This window comes from Pseudomonas sp. NPDC089396 (assembly GCF_044749545.1).
GTDB lineage: Bacteria > Pseudomonadota > Gammaproteobacteria > Pseudomonadales > Pseudomonadaceae > Aquipseudomonas.
In genome coordinates this window covers 345,591-365,595 of sequence record NZ_JBIVIC010000006.1, presented here as the reverse complement: position 1 = coordinate 365,595, position 20,005 = coordinate 345,591, and the positions used below count along the sequence as shown (strand labels likewise).

Sequence of the window (20,005 nt, the reverse complement as noted above, 5' to 3'; positions counted from 1 at the left end):
TGCGGGCCCTATCGCCGGCAAGCCGGCTCCCACAGGAGTTGGCGCAAGCTTCTCGATCTGAGCCCCTACAGGCCGGCGATATGCGTCACGTCCTGCCGGTGCGCTTGCAGGTAAGGCAACACCGCCCCCAGCAACGGCGCCTTGAACGGCTCCTGGAAGCGATGCGCCAACCCCGGAATCAGCCGTAGCTGGCTACCCTGGATATGCGCTGCCAGGTGCACCCCATGCATCACCGGCAACAACGGATCGGCCGTGCCGTGCACCACCAGTGTCGGCACGCGCAGTTGGTTGAGCAACTCAACCCGGCTGGGCTCGGCAAGGATCGCCATGATCTGGCGCTTGGCACCCTCGGGGTTGAACGCACGGTCATAGGCCGCTGCAGCCTGCTGCAACAAAGCGGCCCGATCATCATGCACCTGCGGGCTGCCCAATGCCGCCAGCAAGTCAGCCTGCTGCTCGATCGCCACCTCGCGATTGGGCGCACTACGCCGAGCCAACAGCTGCACCAGGGCAGGGTCCGGCGCCGGCAGGCCTGCCGCGCCAGAGCTGGACATCACCAGCGTCAGGCTGCGCACCCGTTCCGGCGCCATCGCCGCCAAGTGCTGGGCGATCATTCCGCCCATGCTGACGCCCAGCACATGGAATTGACGAATGCCCATGGCGTCCATCAGACGCAAACCATCACCTGCCATGTCGGTCAGCGTGTAGGGCGCGGTAACCGGCAAGCCCAGCTTGTAGCGCAGCACCTGAACCGTCAGGTTGGCCGTGGGCGGCAGCTGGTTCCAGCGTGACAGGCCGACATCGCGGTTGTCGTAACGGATAACCCGAAAGCCCTGACGGCACAACGCCTCGACCACGTCGTCCGGCCAGTGAATGAGTTGGCCGCCCAGGCCCATGACCAGCAACAAGGGCGGATCACGCGGCGCCCCGACGCTCTGGTAGACCAGGCTCAGTTCGCCGATGTCGGCCCTTTGCACCGGCACTTGGGCATTGCAGCGATTGTCGGCGAAGCTGGCCGACACGCTGAACACGAAAAAGAAAATGACCCAAAAAACGCGCATGTAAGAAAACCAGAATGCAGATCCCCAGTAGAGCGCGAGTCTGATGACTTTCATTCAAGCGCGCTGCCACAGTTCGGTGACAGTTTGATGAACCCTGCCCAGCGGTTGATCCAAGGTTCAGTCGACAGTGAGGGGCAACATGAGAGAAACTCAACTTAATCCCTGTCTCCTCAAATTTTCTCTCGGAGTCTGCTGTGCTGGAGATCCGCCACCTGAAAACCCTTCATGCCCTGCGCGAGGCCGATAGCCTGGTGGAGGCCGCCGAACGCTTGCACCTGACGCAATCGGCGCTGTCGCACCAGTTCAAGGAGCTGGAAGAGCGCCTGGGCCTGCCCCTGTTCGTGCGCAAGACCAAGCCGATTCGCTTCACCAGCGCCGGGCTGCGTCTGCTGCAGCTGGCCGACGCCACCTTGCCGCTGCTACGTGGTGCCGAGCGTGACGTCGCCCGCCTGGCCGGTGGTACGGCCGGGCGCCTGCACATGGCCATCGAGTGCCACAGCTGCTTCCAGTGGCTGATGCCGACCATCGACCAGTTCCGCGATGCCTGGCCGGAAGTGGAGCTGGACCTGGCTTCGGGTTTCGCCTTCGCGCCATTACCCGCCTTGGCCCGTGGCGACCTCGACCTGGTAGTGACCTCCGACCCCGTGGACCTGTCGGGCATCACCTACGTGCCGCTGTTCACCTACGAAGCCATGCTCGCCGTGGCCAACCAGCACCCGCTGGCCAGCAAGCCCTACATCGTGCCGCAGGACCTGATCGACCAGACCCTGATCACCTACCCGGTGGAGCGTGATCGACTGGATATCTTCACCCGCTTCCTGGAACCTGCCGACATCGAACCGGCGGTCGTGCGCACCTCGGAGCTGACGGTGATGATGATGCAGCTGGTGGCCAGCGGCCGTGGCGTCTGCGGTATGCCCCACTGGGCGTTGCACGAATACAGCTCGCGCGGTTACGTGAAGGGCAAGCGCCTGGGCGAGAAGGGCTTGTTCGCCACGCTGTATGCTGCAGTGCGCACCGACATGCTCGATGCGCCGTACATGCGCGACTTCCTGCTGACCGCCAAGGACACCTCGTTCGCCACCCTCGATGGGGTTAGCGCGGTACGCTGACGGCCTGGCGATACAGCGGCAGGATCAGGTCGCGGGTCAGCGGCGCCAGCTCCAGCGCAGGCGCCTGATCGGCGGCCAGCCACACCACCTCTTCGATTTCCGCTGCCGGGGTCACGGCCTCGGCACAGTCGACCCTGAAGAGCTGAGCCTGCACTTCGAAGCCCGGTTCGTTGGCTGCCGGGGCACTGAACTGGCCCAGGGGGATGGCTTGCGCCGGGTCGATGTGCAGGCCCAGTTCTTCGTGCAGTTCGCGCACCAGGGCAGCCACCGGCGTTTCCCCCGCATCGATCTTGCCACCCGGCTGCATGAAGGCTTGGGTGCCGCGTTTGCGTACCAGCAAGGTGCGGCCTTGGGGGTCGATGAGCAGGGCGGCGGCGATGCGGATGATGTTGGGCATGGGGTGGGGCTCGCGGGCAAAGGGAGGGAGAATCCCATAGGCTCCCTGGCCTGACAAGGATACTGCTGTCTGCACCGGCCCAATCGCCGGCTAGCCGGCTCCCACAGGTACTGCACAAGGCTGAATATCTGTGGAGATCCCTGTGGGAGCCGGCTTGCCGGCGATAAGGCCGGAGCAGACGAACGGCCCCTTGCCAAGCCGCCCACTACCCGCCATAACCAAGGCATGAACCTGCCAGCCCACCAGCACCCGGTGCTCGAGCTGTTCCACCCTGCCGTCGGCACCTGGTTCCGTCGCCAGTTCGCCACCGTCACCGACGCCCAGGCCCGTGCCTGGCCGCTGATCCATGCCGGCCAGTCGATGCTGCTCGCCGCGCCGACCGGTTCGGGCAAGACCCTCAGCGCCTTCCTTGCCGTGCTCGACGAGCTGTTCCGCCAAGGCCTGGAGCACCACGGCGAGCTGCCGGCACAAACCCAGGTGATCTACGTTTCTCCACTCAAGGCGCTGTCCAACGACATCCGCCTGAACCTTCAGGCCCCACTCGAGGGCATCAGCCAAGTCCTCGAAGCGCAGGGCCTGAAGGCACCGCGCATCACCACCGCCGTGCGCACCGGCGATACCCCGCAGAAGGAACGGGCGGCCATGCGCAAGCTGGCCCCGCACATTCTGGTGACCACACCCGAATCGCTGTACGTGTTGATGGGCTCGGCCTCGGGCCGCGAAGGCCTGGCCAGCGTACACACAGTGATCGTCGACGAGATTCACGCCCTGGCCGGCAACAAGCGCGGTGCCCATCTGGCACTGACCCTGGAGCGCCTGCAGGCGCTGTGCGGGCGTCCGCTGCGGCGTATCGGCCTGTCTGCCACCCAACGCCCGGTGGAGCGAGTAGCGCAGTTTCTAGTCGGCCACCAGCGCCCCTGCGCGATCATCGATATCGGCCATGCGCGCCAGCGTGACCTGGCCATCGAGGTGCCACCCGTGGCGCTCGGCGCGGTGATGGCCACCGACGTCTGGGGCCTGGTCTACGACCGCCTGGCCGCCCTGGCCCGGCAGCATCGCACCACGCTGGTGTTCGTCAACACCCGGCGCCTGGCCGAACGCCTGACCCGCCACCTCAGTGACCGCCTGGGCAAGGAAGCGGTAGCCGCGCACCACGGCAGCCTGGCCAAGGAGCTGCGCCTGGATGCCGAGCAACGCCTGAAGAACGGGGACTTGCAGGTGCTTGTCGCCACCGCCTCGCTGGAGCTGGGCATCGACATCGGTGATGTCGACCTGGTCTGCCAGATCGCCTCGCCAGGCTCGATCGCCGCCTTCCTGCAACGTGTCGGACGCTCCGGTCACCAGGTTGAAGGCGTGCCCAAAGGGCGACTGTTCGCCACCTCGCGGGATGATTTGATCGAATGTGTGGCCTTGCTCGACTGCATCCGCCAGGGCGAACTCGACGAGCTGCACATCCCCAAGGCTCCCTTGGATGTGCTGGCCCAGCAGATCGTTGCCGAGGCCAGCAATCAAACCTGGCAGGAACAGGCCCTGTTCGACTGCCTGCGCCAGGCAACCCCCTACGCCGAACTCGACCCGGACCACTACCAGGCGCTGCTGCGCATGCTCGCCGAAGGCTACAACGGCCGCCTGGGGATCCGCAGCGCCTACCTGCACCGCGATGCTGTCAGCGGCGCCTTGCGCGGGCGCCGGGGTAGCCAGCTGACGGCACTGACCAGTGGCGGCACCATCCCCGAGACCGCCGACTACACGGTGCTCCTCGAACCCCAGGCGCTGAACATCGGCAGCGTCAACGAAGACTTCGCCGTGGAGAGCATTGCCGGCGACATCTTCCAGCTGGGCAATGCGTCCTACCGCATCCTGCGGGTCGAACCGGGCCGGGTGCGGGTCGAAGACGCCCATGGCCTGCCGCCGACCCTACCGTTCTGGCTCGGTGAAGCGCCGGGGCGCAGCGATGAACTGTCTGCCGCGGTAGCCCGCCTGCAGGCCCGCATTGACGAGCAGCTTGGGCTGAGCGATGGCGATTTCACCCAGGTTTTGCAGTGGTTGCAGAGCACCTTCGAACTGGACGAAGCCATTGCCAGCCAGTTGCTCGACTACCTGGGCCGTACCCGTGAAGTGCTGGGCGCCCTGCCCTCGCAGCAAACCCTGGTGATGGAGCGCTTTTTCGATGAGTCCGGCGGCACCCAGCTGATCATTCATTCGCCCTACGGCAGCCGCATCAACCGCGCCTGGGGCCTGGCCTTGCGCAAGCGCTTCTGCCGCACCTTCAACTTCGAATTGCAGGCGGCGGCCAGCGAGGACGCCATCGTGCTGTCGCTGTCCACCAGCCACAGCTTCGAACTGGACGAAGTCTGGCGTTACCTGTCCAGCCGCAGCGCCGAGCAGATCCTCATCCAGGCCCTGCTCGACGCCCCGCTGTTCGGTGTGCGCTGGCGCTGGAACGCCGCCGTGGCCATGGCCCTGCCGCGCTTCGTAGGCGGGCGCAAGGTGGCCCCACAGATCCAGCGGATGAAGAGCGAGGACTTGATTGCCGCCGTGTTCCCCGACCAGATCGCCTGCCTGGAAAACATCGCCGGTGAACGGCAGATCCCCGATCACCCGCTGGTCGAGCAGACCCTCGACGACTGCCTGCACGAAGCCATGGACTGCGAAGGCTGGCTGGCCCTGCTCAGGCGCATGGAGCACGGCCAGGTGCGCTTGCTCTGCCGCGACCTGCCGGCCCCTTCAGCGCTGGCCTCGGCCATCCTCAATGCCAGGCCCTATGCCTTTCTCGATGACGCCCCGCTGGAAGAGCGCCGTACCCAGGCGGTGCTGAACCGGCGCTGGAACCCGGTGCAGAGCAGCGATGACCTCGGTGCGCTGGACGCCGACGCCATTGCTGCCGTCGAGGCCGAAGCGTGGCCGCAACCGGGCAATGCCGACGAAATGCACGAAGCGTTGATGAGCCTGGGTGCCATCAGCCAACCCGAAGTGCATGCCAACGCCAGTTGGGACCTGCTGCTGCGTCAGCTGGCCAAGGCCGGGCGGGCGTTGCAGTTGCCCACGCAACAGCTCTGGCTGGCCCGCGAACGGATGAACGTGCTGCACGCGCTGTACCCGCATGCGCCCACGGCACCTGCCCTCGACATACTGCCCGGGTTCGACCAGGTCATCGACCCGGACAGCGCCCTCGGCGAGCTGCTGCGCGCCCGCCTGAGCGGCCATGGTCCCCTGAACTTGGTGCAGATCGCCGGCCCCCTGGGCAAGCCTCTGGCGGCCGTCGAGCAGGCCCTGGCCCGGCTGGAGGCCGAAGGGTATGTGTTGCGCGGCCACTTCAGTCCGGGCCAGCACGCGCCGCAGTGGTGCGAACGGCACCTGCTGGCGCGCATCCACCGCTACACGGTCAAGCGCCTGCGCCGGGAAATCGAGCCGGTCAGCCTGCAGGACTTCATGCGCTTTCTGTTCGACTGGCAGCACCTGGCACCGGGCGAGCGCCTGCGCGGCCCGCTGGCCGTGACTGAGGTACTTGGCCAGTTGCAGGGTTTCCCCAGCGCGGCGGCGGCCTGGGAAGCAGAGCTGCTGCCAGCACGAATCGCCGACTACAGCCCGCACTGGCTCGATGACGCGTGCCGCAGCGGGCAGTTCGCCTGGAGCCGGCTGGCAGCGACGGCGGCCAGCAATACCTTGTCCAGTACCCCGTTGGTGCTGCTGCCCCGTGAAAACCTCGGCACCTGGCGCAGCCTGGCGCCGGCCACAGCCGTGGACACCCTCGGCCTGCGCGCGCAACGGGTGCATGAAGTGCTGCAGGCACAAGGGGCATTGTTCTTCGATGAACTGGCGCAGGATGCCCACCTGTTGCCCAGCGAACTGGAAACCGCACTCCAGGCACTGGTGGGCGCAGGGCTGGTGGGGGCCGACAGCTTCATCGGCTTGCGCAGCCTGATCACCCCGGCGGCGAAGCGCACCTCGCGCAACAGCCGGCGTGGCCACCCGCCGCTGTCGAGCAACATGGCCCATGCCGGGCGCTGGGCATTACTGCGCAAGGGCAGCGGCAACGCAGATGACAGCGAGCGCCTGGAGCACATCGCCCGCGCCCTGCTGAGGCGCTACGGGGTGATGTGCTGGCGGCTGCTGGAGCGCGAAAGCGATGTGCTGCCGCCCTGGCGCGAGTTGCTGCGTTGCTATCACCGCCTGGAGGCGCGCGGCGAGATTCGCGGCGGGCGCTTCATCGCCGGACTGGCGGGGGAGCAGTTCGCCTTGCCCGAGGCGGTCGGCCTGCTCAGGCAGGTACGGCGGCGAGCGTTGGAAGGTGCGCTGGTGGTGGTCAGCGCCAGCGACCCGCTGAACCTGGTGGGGTCACTACTGCCTGGGGCGAAAGTACCCGCCGTCAGCGGCAACCGCTTGCTCTACCGCGATGGGGTGCCAGTGGCCATGCGCATCGCCGGGCGCTACAGCTACCTGGTCGAGGCGCCGGCCGCCGAGCAGGAAAGTTGGCGGCAAAAACTCTTGCGCGAATGATTTTTGTTACCCCAATTTTCATTTTCAGCACCGCGCAACCGGGCTATGGTCGGGGTTTGTTCCAGGCCCCTGAGCCTGACCGAGCCATCGCAAGGACCCCGTATGAGCCTGTCACTTCTCAGCCGCTACGCCTTTTTCGCCGCTTGTGTACTGTTCACCCTGGCGAGCCTGCCGTTTCTTCATCACGAATGGCTGTGGCCATTCACCCTGACCACCGCGCTGCTCAGCCTGATCGGCGTGTTCGACCTGCTGCAGCAACGCCACGCGGTACGCCGCAACTACCCGATCCTTGGCAACATTCGCTATCTGGTCGAAGGCATCCGCCCGGAAATCCGCCAGTACCTGCTGGAAGCCGACAGCGATGCCCTGCCCTTTTCCCGTGCCCAGCGTTCGCTGGTCTATGCGCGCGCCAAGAACGAGGCTTCGGACAAGCCCTTCGGCACCCTGATCGACGTGTATCAGTCCGGCTTCGAATTCATCGGCCACTCCATGCGCCCTGCACCGCTGGCCGACCCTGCGAGCTTCCGCACCCTCATCGGTGGCCCGCAGTGCCGCCAGCCGTACTCGGCATCGATCTTCAACATCTCGGCCATGAGCTTCGGCTCGCTCAGTGCCAATGCCATCCGCGCGCTGAACCAGGGTGCCAAGCTGGGCAATTTCCACCATGACACCGGCGAAGGCAGCATCAGCCCCTATCACCGTGAACATGGCGGCGATCTGGTCTGGGAGCTGGGCAGCGGCTACTTCGGCTGTCGCACGGCAGACGGCCGCTTCGACCCCGAGCGCTTCGCTGCCCAGGCGAGCACCCCGCAGGTGCGGATGATCGAGGTCAAGATGAGCCAGGGCGCCAAACCCGGCCACGGCGGCATACTGCCCAAGCACAAGGTGACCCAGGAGATCGCCGACACCCGCGGCGTGCTGATGGGCGAGGATTGCATCTCGCCGTCACGCCACAGCGCCTTCTCCACGCCCATCGAGATGATGCAGTTCATCGCCCAGCTGCGCGAACTGTCGGGCGGCAAGCCGGTGGGCTTCAAGTTCTGCCTCGGCCATCCGTGGGAATTCATGGGCATCGCCAAGGCCATGCTGGAAACCGGCATCCTGCCCGACTTCATTGTCGTCGATGGCAAGGAAGGGGGTACCGGTGCAGCGCCGGTGGAGTTCACCGACCACATCGGCGTGCCGCTGCGCGAAGGCCTGCTGTTCGTGCACAACACTCTGGTTGGCCTGAACCTGCGCGACAAGATCAAGCTCGGCGCCAGCGGCAAGATCGTCAGCGCCTTCGATATCGCCAGCGTGCTGGCCATCGGTGCGGACTGGGCCAACTCGGCACGCGGCTTCATGTTCGCCATCGGCTGCATCCAGTCGCAAAGCTGCCACACCAACAAGTGCCCGACCGGCGTGGCCACCCAGGACCCCTTGCGCCAGCGTGCGCTGGTGGTGCCGGACAAGGCCCAGCGGGTGCTGAATTTCCATCACAACACTTTGCGCGCCCTGGCCGAGATGCTTGCCGCGGCGGGCCTTGAACATCCGGCGCAGCTGGAAGCCAAGCACCTGGTGCGGCGTGTATCGGCCACTGAGATCAAGTTGTTCTCGCAGATGCACGTGTTTCTCAAGCCAGGCCAATTGCTGACCGGCGAGGTGGATGGGGCGTTTTATTCGCGTATGTGGCAGATGGCGCGAGCGGACAGTTTCGAGCCATCCAGTGAGGTGGCGGCCTGAATGAGTCGGGGCCGCAAAGCGGCCCCGACATGTTTACATCAGCAAGCGCGGCTCACCGCACCTTGCACCTCTTTCGGTGCCAAGCGGAACGTGTAGTACAACGCCGTCAGCAGCACCAGGAACGCCGGGCCGATGTACAGCGCCACACGGGTATCCTCGAAGTACGCCATCAGGCCCACCACCAGCACCAGGAACGCCAGCGCCAGGTATGAGCTCAGCGGCCACAGCCACATGCGGTACTTCAAGGCCTTGCGCTCGGTGCTCGACAGCCCGGCGCGGAACTTCAGCTGGGCCAGCAGGATCATCACCCAGGTCCAGATCGCACCGAAGGTGGCGATCGAGGTCACCCAGACGAACACTTTCTCCGGCACCAGGTAGTTGGCCAGTACACCCAGCAGCAAGGCAGCCATCGACAGCAGCAGCGCATTGCGTGGCACGCCGTTTTTCGAGGTACGGGCAAAGGCCGCCGGGGCCTGGCCGTTCTGCGCCAGGCTGTAGAGCATGCGCCCGGTGCTGAAGATACCGCCATTGCACGACGACAGCGCCGCGGTGATGACCACGAAGTTGATGATGCCGGCGGCAGTCTTGATGCCGAGGCGCTCGAAGGTCATGACGAACGGGCTACCCTGGCTGCCGATCTCGTTCCACGGGTAGATCGACAAGATCACGAACAGTGCACCCACGTAGAACAGCAGGATGCGCCAGAACACCGAACCGATGGCCTGCGGGATGGTTTTCTGCGGGTTGCGCGCTTCACCGGCGGTAAGGCCGATCATTTCCACGCCCAGGTAGGCGAACATCACCATCTGCAGCGACATCAGCACGCCGGTCACGCCGTTGGGCATGAAGCCACCGTTGCTCCACAGGTTGGAAATGCCCACCGCCACGCCGTCATTACCGAAGCCAAAGGCAATGATGCCGATGCCGCCAAGGACCATGGCGATGATGGTGACGATCTTGATCAGGGCGAACCAGAACTCGAACTCGCCGAACGCCTTGACCGCGATCAGGTTGACCGCCCCCATGCTGCCCAGCGCCATCAGGGCCCAGATCCAGCGTGGCACGTCAGGGAACCAGATGCCCATGTAGATGGCCACGGCAGTGATTTCCGCGACGCAGGTCACCAGCCACAGGAACCAGTAGTTCCAGCCGGTGAGAAAGCCCGCGAGTGGGCCGAGGTAGTCTTGGGCGTAGCTGCTGAACGAGCCGGCGACCGGGTTGTGCACGGCCATTTCACCGAGCGCGCGCATGATGACCAGGATCGCCAGGCCGCCAATGATGTAGGAAAACATGATGGCCGGGCCGGCCATTTCAATGGCTTTGGCCGAACCGAGGAAAAGACCGACACCGATACAGGCGCCCAGCGCCATCAGACGGATGTGCCGTTCGCCCAGTTCACGCTTGAGAGGGCCGCCCTGGGCGGTCTCTGCATGGGCAGGGTGGTTGCCGACTGGCATAGCAATACAACCTCATTTTGTTATTGGATATGACCTTCGTGCAGCGGCGGCCCGCCGATAGGCGTGGCGTTCGCTCGCCAGGCTGGCCTCGTGGGCCGGCCCGTATGCCGGTGTAGAGCGCCCGGCAGGGCGAAGGGGCCGAGCAGTATAGGAAGCCCGACGTAGGGCTTTTCACTGTAAATCTTCATAAATTTGGCGAGAAATCGGGAGCAGCTATGTGCCCGATCACGCTGTACGGTCACCCTAGCAACATCCCGGCAGGAAAAAACCCACACCAAAGCCGCATATCCCACATCTGTTTTCTGCACTTCCTACAAATTTTTCAGCTCCTGCCGTCAACGTCTAAGCTTCAGGCAAAGCAATACGAAATAACCTGGCCGGATAGAAGACTATGGGCGCACTGTGGCAATCGGAACCATCCAGAACGGAAGCACCCGAAACACCTCTGGCCGAGACGCCACAGCCAAAGTCCCCCCGTCAGCGTCGGCTTTGGTGGCGGCTGCTCCTGCTGATCCTGCTGGTGGCGATCATCGCCATCGGCTTTGCCGCGTACGATGAATTCCGCACCTCCGAGCTGCAGTCGCGAGAATTCAGCAAGCTGGCCACCACCCTCACCTACTCGTTGCAGCCAGGCCCCAGCGATGCCATCGTCTACCCGGGCGAAGGCCCGTTCGACAAGCGCCTGGGCTACAGCGCGCTCGGTGAATTCCTGCCCCGTCTGCTCAAGCGTGATTACCTGATCAGCGAACAGGTGAAATTCTCACCGGCCCTGATGAACTACGTCGATCACGGCCTGTTCGCCCCTTACATCGAGAAGATCCAGGCAGGCCTTGCGATCACCGATTGCCGCGGCGACACGCTGTACCAGTACAACTACCCCCAGCACCTGTACCCGAATTTCGCAGCGATCCCGCCGGTGATGGTCAACAGCCTGCTGTTCATCGAGAACCGCGACCTGCTGGACCCCAAGGACCCGAAGAACAACCCGGCAGTGGACTGGCCGCGCTTTGCCAAGGCCGCCTACAGCCAGGTGGCCAAGTACCTGGCCCTGCCCGGCCAGTCCGCCGGCGGCAGCACCCTGGCCACCCAGCTGGAAAAGTACCGGCACTCGCCCGACGGCCTGACCGTGTCGGGTGCGGAGAAAATCCGCCAGATGATTTCCGCCAGTGTGCGCGCCTACCAGGGCGGCCCGGACACCACCGAAGCCCGCCAGCGCATCGTGCGTGACTACCTCAACAGCGTGCCGCTGTCGGCGGTGCCCGGTCATGGCGAGGTGCACGGCATGGCCGAAGGCTTGCGGGTGTGGTACGGCGCCGATTTCGACCAGGTCAACCAGGCCCTCACTTCGACCGCCAGCGACCCGGACAGCCTGGCCGCACGCGGCCTGGCCCTGCGCCAGGTGCTGTCCTTGATGATTGCCCAGCGGCGCCCTTCACACTATTTGTCCAAAGGCCGGGTCGAACTGGCCGAGCTCACCGATTCACACATTCGCGTGCTCGCCGCCAACAACATCATCGACCGCCCGCTGGCCGACGCGGCACTGGCCAGCAAGGCGGTGTACCGCGACTGGGTGGCGCAACCGACCATCGTGCCGATCATCACCAACAAGGGCATCAGCCTGGCGCGCAACCGCCTGGCCGCCATGCTCAACCGCCCGCTGTACGACCTCGATCGACTCGACGTGTCGGCTACCAGCACCCTGCAGGCTGACCTGCAGATGCAGGTCAGCCAGTACCTGAAGAACCTTTCCGACCCCGAGTTCGCCGCGCAAATGGGGCTGATCGGCGAGCGCCTGCTGACCACCAAGACCACCGACCAGGTGCGCTACAGCTTCACCCTGTTCGAGCGCACCGCCGACGGCTCGCGGGTGCGGGTGCAGACCGACAGCACCGACCAACCCTTCGACATCAACGAAGGCAGCAAGCTGGAACTGGGCTCGACCGCCAAACTGCGGGTGCTCACCACCTACCTGGAGATCATCGCCGAGCTGCATGACAAGTACGCCGGCAAGACCCCTGCCGAGCTGAAGACGGTCGAAGTCGCCGAGCTCGACCGCATCACCCAGTGGTCGCTGGAATGGCTGGCGCAGAACAGCAAGAACCAGAGCCTGGACGCCATGCTCGACGCCGCGCTGGAGCGCAAGTATTCGGCCAATACCGGCGAAGCATTCTTCACCGGTGGCGGTATGCATGTGTTCAATAACTTCCGCAAGGAAGACAACAGCCGCAATCCGACCCTCAAGATCGCCCTGCGCGAGTCGATCAACCTGCCGTTCATTCGCCTGATGCGTGACCTGGTGCGTTACGTGACCTACCAGCAACCGTTCAATCGGGTACCGCTGCTCAAGGACGATTCGGACCCGCGCCGCCAGGAATACCTGGCGCGCTTTGCCGACAAGGAAGGCACCAACTACCTGATGCGGTTCTGGAAGAAGTACCAGCGCAAGACCTCCCAGCAGCGCCTGGACACCTTCCTCGACAGCATGCGCGTGACCCCGCAGCGCCTGGCGGCGGTGCACCGTTACCTGTTCCCCGAAGCGGGGCAGGAAACCTTCAACGCCTTTGTCCGTGCGCACACCAAGGACGACAAGATCGCCCTGGGCAAACTCACCGACGGCCGCCTGGCGGAAATGTACGAAGCCTACGGCCCCGGCAAGTACGACCTGCCGGATCAGGGCTATATCGCCAAGGTGCACCCGCTGGACCTGTGGTTGCTCGGCTACCTGCTGAAGAACCCGAGCGCCACGCTGACCGAGATGGTCAATGCCAGCCGTTTCGAGCGCCAGGAAGTCTATGGCTGGCTGTTCAAGAGCCGCCACCAGGGCGCCCGTGACAGCCGCATCCGCACCATGGTCGAAATCGAGGCCTTCACCGACATCCACCAGCGCTGGAAACGCGTGGGCTACCCGTTCGATCACCTGGTGCCGTCGCTGGCGACCGCCATCGGCAGCTCGGGCGACCGCCCGGCGGCGCTGTCCGAGCTGGTCGGGATCATCCAGAACGACGGGGTGCGCCTGCCGACCCTGCGCATCGACACCCTGCACTTCGCCGCCGACACCCCTTATGAAACCAAGCTGGTCAGCGACCCCGACCGCGGCCAGCGGATTCTGCCGGTGGAAGTGGCCCGCGCGCTCAAGGGCGCCATGTCGCAAGTGGTCGATGCCGGTACGGCGCGGCGGATCTCCGGCAGCTTCAAGTTGCATGACGGTACGCCGCTGGTGATGGGTGGCAAGACCGGTACCGGCGACAACCGCATAGAGAGTTTCGGCGCAGGTGGCCGGCTGATCGGTTCGCGCTCGCTGAACCGAACCGCGACCTTCGTGTTCTTCCTCGGCGACAACCACTTCGGCACCCTCACGGCATTCGTGCCGGGGCGCTCCGCCGAAGCGTTCAAGTTCACCTCGGCGCTGCCCGTGCAAGTGCTCAAAGGTATGGCACCGATCCTCATGCCATACCTGGAGCCGGGCAACCCCAATGCGTGCAATCCGCCACAGGTGGCGATGCAGCCTGGAAACCCATCGAATATTTAGATGATAATCATCCGCATTTAGAGGCTTGTCTTTAGATATATCTTGAGTAATATCTTTCGATATATCTAAACGACGGAGCCTCACGCTCATGCGCGACCCTCATGCCCATGATCCCTTCGAACGCCGGCCTGGCCGCGGTGAGCGCGGCCCTCGGGTATTCGCCCCCGGCGACCTGAAACTGCTGATGCTGTCGCTGCTGGCCGAACAGCCTGGCCATGGTTACGACCTGATCCGCCAGATCGAAAACCTGTTCGACGGCAGCTACACGCCAAGCCCCGGGGTGATCTACCCCACCCTCAACTTCCTCGAGGAAGCCGAGCTGATCAGCGGCCAGGTGCAGGGCAGCAAACGCCTGTACGCCATCACTGACGCCGGCCGCAACGCCCTCGTCGAACAGGCCGTAGCCCTGGACGGTGTGCGCATGCGCATCGAAGTCAGCAAGCGCGCCTTGCGTGGCCACGACCGTCCGCCCGAGATTCATGAAGCGGTCGGCAACCTGCGCCATGCCCTGCACATGCACAGCGGCCATTGGTCCCCCGAAGAAATCCAGCGGGTACGCAACCTGCTCAACGATACGGCCAAGGCCATTGCCTCGGGACCGGCCGCCCCCGCCACGGAGAATACCCATGAGTGACAGCATCCACCGCATCAACCACGAGATCCGCCAGCGCCGTCTGCAGGTGCTGCGGGTAATCGACCTGACCCCACGCATGCGCCGCATCACCTTGGGTGGCGAGCAACTGCAAGGCTTCACCAGCCTCGGCAGCGACGACCACATCAAGCTGCTGTTCGCCGAGACGGCCGAGCAGCAACAGGCCATCGACGCCGGCAACCTGGGGCGCGACGGCGCTATGCGGCCGACCATGCGTGAATACACGCCTCGGCGAATCGACCTGATCGCCAACGAGCTGGACATCGACTTCGTGCTGCACGGCGATGGCCCTGCCTCGACCTGGGCGGCCCAGGCCGCACCCGGTCAGATCCTGAACATTGCCGGGCCGCGTGCCTCGATGGTGGTGCCGGATATCTTCGACAGTTATCTGCTGGTGGGTGACGAGACGGCCATCCCGGCCATCGGCCGGCGCCTTGAGGAGCTGCCGGCAGGTCGCCAGGTGTTGGCAGTGATCCAGATCGAGGATGAGCAGGAGCGCCAGCCGCTGCCGAGCCAGGCGCAGGTCGAGGTGATCTGGGTGAAGCGCGATGAGGATTTGTTGGCGTTGCTGGGAGGCTTGGGGCTGCCTGAAGGGAGGCTGTACAGCTGGGTAGCCCTGGAGAAATCGCTGACTCGGCAGGCCAAGGCGTTGTTGTTGGAGAAGGGAGTTTCGGAAGATGCGCTCAAGGCTGCGGCCTATTGGCGGGCTGAGGGCACTGCGGACGACGAGTGATTCTTTTCGTCTGTACTGGCCCTATCGCCGGCAAGCCGGCTCCCACAGGTACAGCGCTGCCCTGGAGCCCTGTGGAGTACCTGTGGGAGCCGGCTTGCCGGCGATAGGGCCGGTACAGCCTAAGCAAATCCATGCACCCGCCGCCCGCGCCACCGATCCAGCCCCAACAACACCAAGCCGATCCCCCAGAACCCCGCCAACACCCCCAGCGCATTGAGCATCACCTGCCCATACCCCAGGCTCGCCACATCAAGGAACGGATACGGATAGACCCCGATCTCGTTGCCCCGCCACAGCGCATAGCCGAAATACACCGCCGGGTACAACGCCCACGCAGCCAGGTGCCAAAGCCGCAGGCTGCCCTTGGGCACCACGAACCACCAGTACAAGACATACAGCGCCGGCATCACATCATGCAGCAGTTCGTCCGCCAGCCATTGCCACCCTTCGGGTTGCCACAGGTGCCGCAGCAACACGCTGTAGGCCAGCGCCACCAGGATGATGCTGGCGGCCACCGCGGAACTCACTGCTGGCGACAGGAAGAACCGCTTGGCACCGCACTCCCGCCCAAAAGCCGCGTAGCTCAGGACAGTTGCCACCAAGGTATTGGTCAGCACCGTGAAATAGCCGAACACATTGATCAGCCCGCCGATGAGGCTGGCCTGTTCCTGCCAGCGCGCCAGCAGCACCAGGTAGACCTGCACCGTGAGGCCCAGCCAGCCCAGCACGGCCACCAAGGTCAAGCAGGGGTGTCGCGGCATATCAGGCCTGGCGCTGCAGTTTCACGTAGAGCTGCTCGACCTTCTCCCGCGCCCAGGGCGTCTTGCGCAGGAAGGTCAGGCTCGACTTGATGGTCGGGTTGCTCTTGAAGCAGCGCACATCCACACGCTCGGCCAAACCCTGCCATTGGTAGTGCGCCACCAGCTCGGTGAGGATCTGTTCGAGGGTCTTGCCGTGCAGCGCGTTGTGTTGGGCCGTGCTCATGCCAGTGCTCCAGCGTTGAAAAAAGATGCGCACCTTACACGAGTGTAGTGGTGGGTGGGATGTGGAGTGGTCCACGAAAAACGCTGGCCAGGGGCAAAAGCTCTGTGCTGAAATAGTGATGTTATATTGTAACATCACAAAAGCCTCTGCCAAGGAACGTCACAGCCCCATGCTGCACATCCCGCTACGCCTCTCCCCTCTCTCGGTCGCGCTGTTGCTTGCCGCCTCGCCCAGCCAGGCCGTTGAACTCGAACCCCAGGTCATCACCGCCAATCCCTTGGGCACCCAACAGCTGGCCGCCCCCAGCAGCGTGCTCGCCGGTGACGACCTGCTGCAGCAGCAACACGGCAGCCTCGGTGAAACGTTGAACAAGCAGCCCGGGGTCGCTTCCACCTGGTTCGGTCCAGGCGCCAGTCGCCCGGTCATCCGTGGCCTGGACGGCGATCGCATCCGCATCCTGCGTAACGGCGTTGGCGCGCTGGATGCCTCGTCGCTGTCCTACGATCACGCCGTCCCCCTGGACCCGGTTACCGTCGAGCGCGTGGAAATCGTCCGCGGCCCTGCCGCCCTGTTGTACGGCGGCAATGCCATTGGCGGCGTGGTCAACACCTTCGACAACCGCATTCCCGACGCGCCGGTGGAGGGCATTCACGGTGCGGGCGAATTGCGCTACGGCGGCGCCGATACCACCCGCAGCAGTGCCGGCAAACTGGAGGCCGGCGACGGCACCTTCGCCCTGCACCTGGACGCCAACAGCCGCCAGTTCAACGACCTTCGGATACCCGGTTATGCGCGCAGTTCGAGCGCGCGCAGCGCCGACGAACCGGGCAGCAAGCATCGCCTGGAAAACAGCGACGGTCGGCAGGATGGCGGCGCGATCGGCGGCGCCTACCACTGGGATCATGGCTACACCGGCCTGTCCTACAGCCGCTACGACAGCAACTACGGCTCGGTCGCCGAACCCGGCGTGCGCCTGGACATGCAGCAGGACCACTACGGTTTTGCCTCCGAGCTGCGTGACCTGGACGGCCCGTTCAGCTCGGTCAAGGTCGATGCCGGCTACACCGACTACCAGCACCGCGAGATCGAGAGCGGCGAGGTTCACACCACCTTCAAGAACAAAGGCTACGAGGCACGCCTCGAAGCTCGCCACCAACCGATCGGCCCGCTCGAAGGTGTGCTCGGCGCCCAGGTCAGCCGCAACGAATTCTCGGCCCTCGGTGAGGAAGCCTTCGTTCCGCACACCGACACCGACAGCCTGGCGCTGTTCATGCTGGAGCAATGGCAGGCCAGCGAACGCCTGAACCTGAGCCTTGGCGCCCGGCTGGAACATACCCGCGTGGACCCGGATGCCAAAGGCAACGAAAATTTCGTCGATGCCGATAGCGCCAGCAGTTTCAACGCCTACAGCCTGTCTTCGGGGGCCGTGTACCAGCTCGACCCGGTCTGGTCGCTGGCTGCCAACCTCGCCTACACCGAACGGGCGCCGACCTTCTACGAGCTGTACGCCAACGGCGCTCACGTCGCGACCGGGGCGTTCGAGGTCGGCGATGCCAACCTGGACAAGGAAAAAGCCATCTCCGCCGACCTGGCCCTGCGCTTCGACAACGGTACGCACAAAGGCAGCGTCGGGGTCTTCTATAGCCACTTTCGCAACTACATCGGGCTGATCGGTACCGGCAATCTGCGCGAAGGGCACGATCATGACCATGGCGACGAGGATCACGACCACGGTGACCTGCCCGAATACCAGTATCAAGGCGTGCGGGCGCGGTTTTATGGCATCGAAGCCCAGGACCGCTGGCAACTGCTGGAGAATCGTTATGGCAGCTTTGCGCTTGAGCTGTCTGGTGATTACACCCGGGCGAAGAACCTCGACAGCGGCGAGCCGTTGCCGCGCATCGCGCCACTGCGGTTGAACAGTGGCCTGGTCTGGGAGCTGGAACGCTGGCAGGCACGGGTCGATGTGCAGCATGCTGCCTCGCAGCACCGTACGCCGGCCAATGAGACCAGCACCGATGGCTATACCACGCTGGGGGCGAGCGTCGGTTATCGCTTCGACATCGGTCAGAGCCAGTGGCTGGCCTTCGTGCGTGGCGAGAACCTGACGGACCAGACCGTGCGTTATGCCAGTTCGATCCTGCGGGATATTGCGCCGGCGCCTGGACGTAGTGTCGAAGTCGGGCTGCGTACTGCCTTCTGATTGCCAGGGGCGCGTTGCGCCCCATCGCCGGCAAGCCGGCTCCCACAGGTACCGCGCCGCCCTGAATGTGGGAGCCGGCTTGCCGGCGAATGGGCTGCAAAGCAGCCCCCACGACTATTACCGAATCAGCAACAATAAACTGCGACAATTTGTCTTTTTTTCTTACAATTTCCCCTATATCCTCCCGACGCAAGCTGAAACGCTTCACTCAGACAATCTTGTCGCCATATTCATTGAAGGCCCAGCCTTCGATGCGCTTGCCGTTTTTTCAATAATCAGAAGATAGCGCTACCTCATGCTCCAACTGCCCAAACCCTGTTACATCGGCCTTGCCCTTGGTGCCCTGGCGACTCCCGCCAGCGCCAGTGAACCGTTCGCCAGCGATTCCCCCTGGATGCTGGGCGACTGGGCCGGCACCCGCAGCGAACTGCTGGAACAAGGCTACGACTTCACCCTCGGCTACACCGGCGAAATGGGCAGCAACCTGCACGGCGGCTACGACCATGACCGCACCGCGCGCTACAGCGACCAGTTCACCTTTGGCAGCCACCTGGACCTGGAAAAGATCCTCGGCTGGCAAGACACCGAAGTGCAACTGACGGTCACCGAACGGCACGGCGACAACATCAGCAACGACCGCATCAACGACCCGCGCGTCGGCGGTTTCACCTCAGCCCAGGAAGTCTGGGGCCGGGGCGAAACCTGGCGGCTGACGCAGATGTGGATCAAGCAGAAGTACTTCGACGGCGCCCTGGACGTGAAATTCGGCCGTTTCGGCGAAGGCGAGGACTTCAACAGCTTCCCCTGCGACTTCCAGAACCTGGCCTTCTGCGGCTCGCAGGTGGGCAACTGGGCCGGCAGCGTCTGGTACAACTGGCCGGTCAGCCAGTGGGCCCTGCGGGTACGCTACAACCTCGATGACACGCTGTACGCCCAGGTCGGCGTATACGAGCAGAACCCCTCCAACCTTGAGTCTGGCAACGGTTTCAAGCTCAGCGGCAGCGGCACCCAGGGCGCCGTGATGCCGATCGAACTGGTCTGGAGCCCGACGGTCAATGGCCTGAAAGGGGAATATCGCGCCGGCTACTACTACAGTAATGCCAAGGCTCAGGATGTGCTGAACGACAGCAACGGTCAGCCGGCCGCCATCAGTGGCGACGCCTACCGCAGCAGTTCGAGCAAGCACGGCCTATGGATCGGGGCCCAGCAGCAGGTCACTTCGCTGGCATCCGACCGATCGCGTGGCCTGAGCCTGTTCGCCAACGCCACGGTGCACGACAAGAAGACCAATGCCATCGACAACTATGTTCAGGCAGGACTGCTATTCAAGGGCCCCTTCGACGCCCGCGCCAAGGACGACATCGGCTTCGCCCTCGCCCGCGTGCACGTCAATCCCGCCTACCGCAAGAACGCCCGCCTGGCCAACCAGGCCGCCGGGCTCGACGACTACGACGATCCGGGTTACCTGCCGGTGCAGGACACCGAATACAGCGCCGAACTCTATTACGGCATTCACCTGGCCGACTGGCTCACCGTGCGCCCGAACCTGCAGTACATCCGCCATCCGGGCGGGGTGTCGCAGGTCGACGACGCCGTGGTCGGCGGCCTGAAGATCCAGAGCACGTTCTAACAATTTTCAACCTAACGGAGAACAT

Annotated in this window: 13 protein-coding genes; 8 read left to right on the top strand and 5 right to left on the bottom strand. The window is 64.4% G+C overall.

The annotated features are described in order from the left end of the window. Positions 1–65: 65 nt before the first annotated feature. On the bottom strand, positions 66–1,061 hold the full coding sequence (locus tag ACIPZB_RS14100; RefSeq protein ID WP_400640818.1) for an alpha/beta fold hydrolase: 996 nt from the start codon (positions 1,059–1,061) through the stop codon (positions 66–68). Between the two features lie 194 nt (positions 1,062–1,255). On the opposite strand from ACIPZB_RS14100, the gene metR reads away from it, so the two are divergent. Continuing rightward, on the top strand, positions 1,256–2,173 hold the full coding sequence (metR, locus tag ACIPZB_RS14095) for a transcriptional regulator MetR (RefSeq protein WP_400640816.1): 918 nt from the start codon (positions 1,256–1,258) through the stop codon (positions 2,171–2,173). Here metR and ACIPZB_RS14090 read toward each other — a convergent pair. Then, positions 2,157–2,570 (bottom strand): NUDIX domain-containing protein, encoded by a 414-nt coding sequence (locus ACIPZB_RS14090; protein WP_008094586.1) that lies wholly within the window; start codon positions 2,568–2,570, stop codon positions 2,157–2,159. The two genes, metR and ACIPZB_RS14090, sit on opposite strands and share 17 nt — an antisense overlap. A 225-nt stretch (positions 2,571–2,795) precedes the next feature. On the opposite strand from ACIPZB_RS14090, the gene ACIPZB_RS14085 reads away from it, so the two are divergent. Next, positions 2,796–7,070 carry a DEAD/DEAH box helicase gene (locus tag ACIPZB_RS14085; RefSeq protein WP_400640814.1) on the top strand — a complete coding sequence of 1,425 codons (4,275 nt, stop codon included), beginning with the start codon at positions 2,796–2,798 and terminating at the stop codon, positions 7,068–7,070. A gap of 102 nt (positions 7,071–7,172) precedes the next feature. Continuing rightward, a complete protein-coding gene (locus tag ACIPZB_RS14080) occupies positions 7,173–8,792 on the top strand; it encodes an FMN-binding glutamate synthase family protein (protein ID WP_400640812.1) in 1,620 nt (539 codons plus the stop codon). 38 nt (positions 8,793–8,830) lie between these two features. Here ACIPZB_RS14080 and ACIPZB_RS14075 read toward each other — a convergent pair whose 3' ends face one another. Continuing rightward, complete coding sequence (locus ACIPZB_RS14075; protein WP_400640810.1) at positions 8,831–10,249, bottom strand: amino acid permease; 1,419 nt, start codon at positions 10,247–10,249, stop codon at positions 8,831–8,833. 391 nt (positions 10,250–10,640) lie between these two features. On the opposite strand from ACIPZB_RS14075, the gene ACIPZB_RS14070 reads away from it, so the two are divergent. The 3 genes from ACIPZB_RS14070 (at position 10,641) to ACIPZB_RS14060 (ending at position 15,163) form a co-directional block, all read left to right on the top strand. Then, positions 10,641–13,778, top strand: coding sequence for a transglycosylase domain-containing protein (locus ACIPZB_RS14070; RefSeq protein ID WP_400640808.1), 3,138 nt, complete (start codon positions 10,641–10,643; stop codon positions 13,776–13,778). A gap of 88 nt (positions 13,779–13,866) precedes the next feature. Then, positions 13,867–14,412 (top strand): PadR family transcriptional regulator, encoded by a 546-nt coding sequence (locus ACIPZB_RS14065; RefSeq protein ID WP_400640806.1) that lies wholly within the window; start codon positions 13,867–13,869, stop codon positions 14,410–14,412. Next, positions 14,405–15,163, top strand: a complete 759-nt coding sequence (locus tag ACIPZB_RS14060) for a siderophore-interacting protein (RefSeq protein WP_400640805.1) — start codon at positions 14,405–14,407, stop codon at positions 15,161–15,163. The genes ACIPZB_RS14065 and ACIPZB_RS14060 overlap by 8 nt, the downstream gene beginning before the upstream one ends. A 119-nt stretch (positions 15,164–15,282) precedes the next feature. Here the strand turns inward: ACIPZB_RS14060 and ACIPZB_RS14055 are convergent, their stop codons facing one another. Both ACIPZB_RS14055 and ACIPZB_RS14050 read right to left on the bottom strand, forming a co-directional pair. After that, entirely contained in the window at positions 15,283–15,924 is a 642-nt protein-coding gene (locus ACIPZB_RS14055) for a Pr6Pr family membrane protein (RefSeq protein WP_400640804.1), read from the bottom strand. A 1-nt stretch (position 15,925) separates the two neighbouring features. Continuing rightward, entirely contained in the window at positions 15,926–16,147 is a 222-nt protein-coding gene (locus tag ACIPZB_RS14050; RefSeq protein ID WP_008093990.1) for a VF530 family DNA-binding protein, read from the bottom strand. Between the two features lie 169 nt (positions 16,148–16,316). Here ACIPZB_RS14050 and ACIPZB_RS14045 point away from each other — a divergent pair, with 169 nt between their 5' ends. Both ACIPZB_RS14045 and ACIPZB_RS14040 read left to right on the top strand, forming a co-directional pair. Further along, positions 16,317–18,350 carry a TonB-dependent receptor gene (locus ACIPZB_RS14045; RefSeq protein ID WP_400640802.1) on the top strand — a complete coding sequence of 678 codons (2,034 nt, stop codon included), beginning with the start codon at positions 16,317–16,319 and terminating at the stop codon, positions 18,348–18,350. 295 nt (positions 18,351–18,645) lie between these two features. Then, positions 18,646–19,980 (top strand): carbohydrate porin, encoded by a 1,335-nt coding sequence (locus ACIPZB_RS14040; protein ID WP_400640800.1) that lies wholly within the window; start codon positions 18,646–18,648, stop codon positions 19,978–19,980. Positions 19,981–20,005 lie beyond the last annotated feature (25 nt).

Excerpts from the sequence above, each read along its gene's own strand:
- ACIPZB_RS14070 (WP_400640808.1), top strand. The coding sequence starts at position 10,641 with ATGGGCGCACTGTGGCAATCGGAACCATCCAGAACGGAAGCACCCGAA.
- ACIPZB_RS14075 (WP_400640810.1), bottom strand. The coding sequence starts at position 10,249 with ATGCCAGTCGGCAACCACCCTGCCCATGCAGAGACCGCCCAGGGCGGC.
- ACIPZB_RS14045 (WP_400640802.1), top strand. The coding sequence starts at position 16,317 with ATGCTGCACATCCCGCTACGCCTCTCCCCTCTCTCGGTCGCGCTGTTG.
- ACIPZB_RS14100 (WP_400640818.1), bottom strand. The coding sequence starts at position 1,061 with ATGCGCGTTTTTTGGGTCATTTTCTTTTTCGTGTTCAGCGTGTCGGCC.
- ACIPZB_RS14080 (WP_400640812.1), top strand. The coding sequence starts at position 7,173 with ATGAGCCTGTCACTTCTCAGCCGCTACGCCTTTTTCGCCGCTTGTGTA.
- ACIPZB_RS14060 (WP_400640805.1), top strand. The coding sequence starts at position 14,405 with ATGAGTGACAGCATCCACCGCATCAACCACGAGATCCGCCAGCGCCGT.
- ACIPZB_RS14040 (WP_400640800.1), top strand. The coding sequence starts at position 18,646 with ATGCTCCAACTGCCCAAACCCTGTTACATCGGCCTTGCCCTTGGTGCC.
- ACIPZB_RS14065 (WP_400640806.1), top strand. The coding sequence starts at position 13,867 with ATGCGCGACCCTCATGCCCATGATCCCTTCGAACGCCGGCCTGGCCGC.
- ACIPZB_RS14085 (WP_400640814.1), top strand. The coding sequence starts at position 2,796 with ATGAACCTGCCAGCCCACCAGCACCCGGTGCTCGAGCTGTTCCACCCT.
- ACIPZB_RS14090 (WP_008094586.1), bottom strand. The coding sequence starts at position 2,570 with ATGCCCAACATCATCCGCATCGCCGCCGCCCTGCTCATCGACCCCCAA.
- ACIPZB_RS14055 (WP_400640804.1), bottom strand. The coding sequence starts at position 15,924 with ATGCCGCGACACCCCTGCTTGACCTTGGTGGCCGTGCTGGGCTGGCTG.
- ACIPZB_RS14050 (WP_008093990.1), bottom strand. The coding sequence starts at position 16,147 with ATGAGCACGGCCCAACACAACGCGCTGCACGGCAAGACCCTCGAACAG.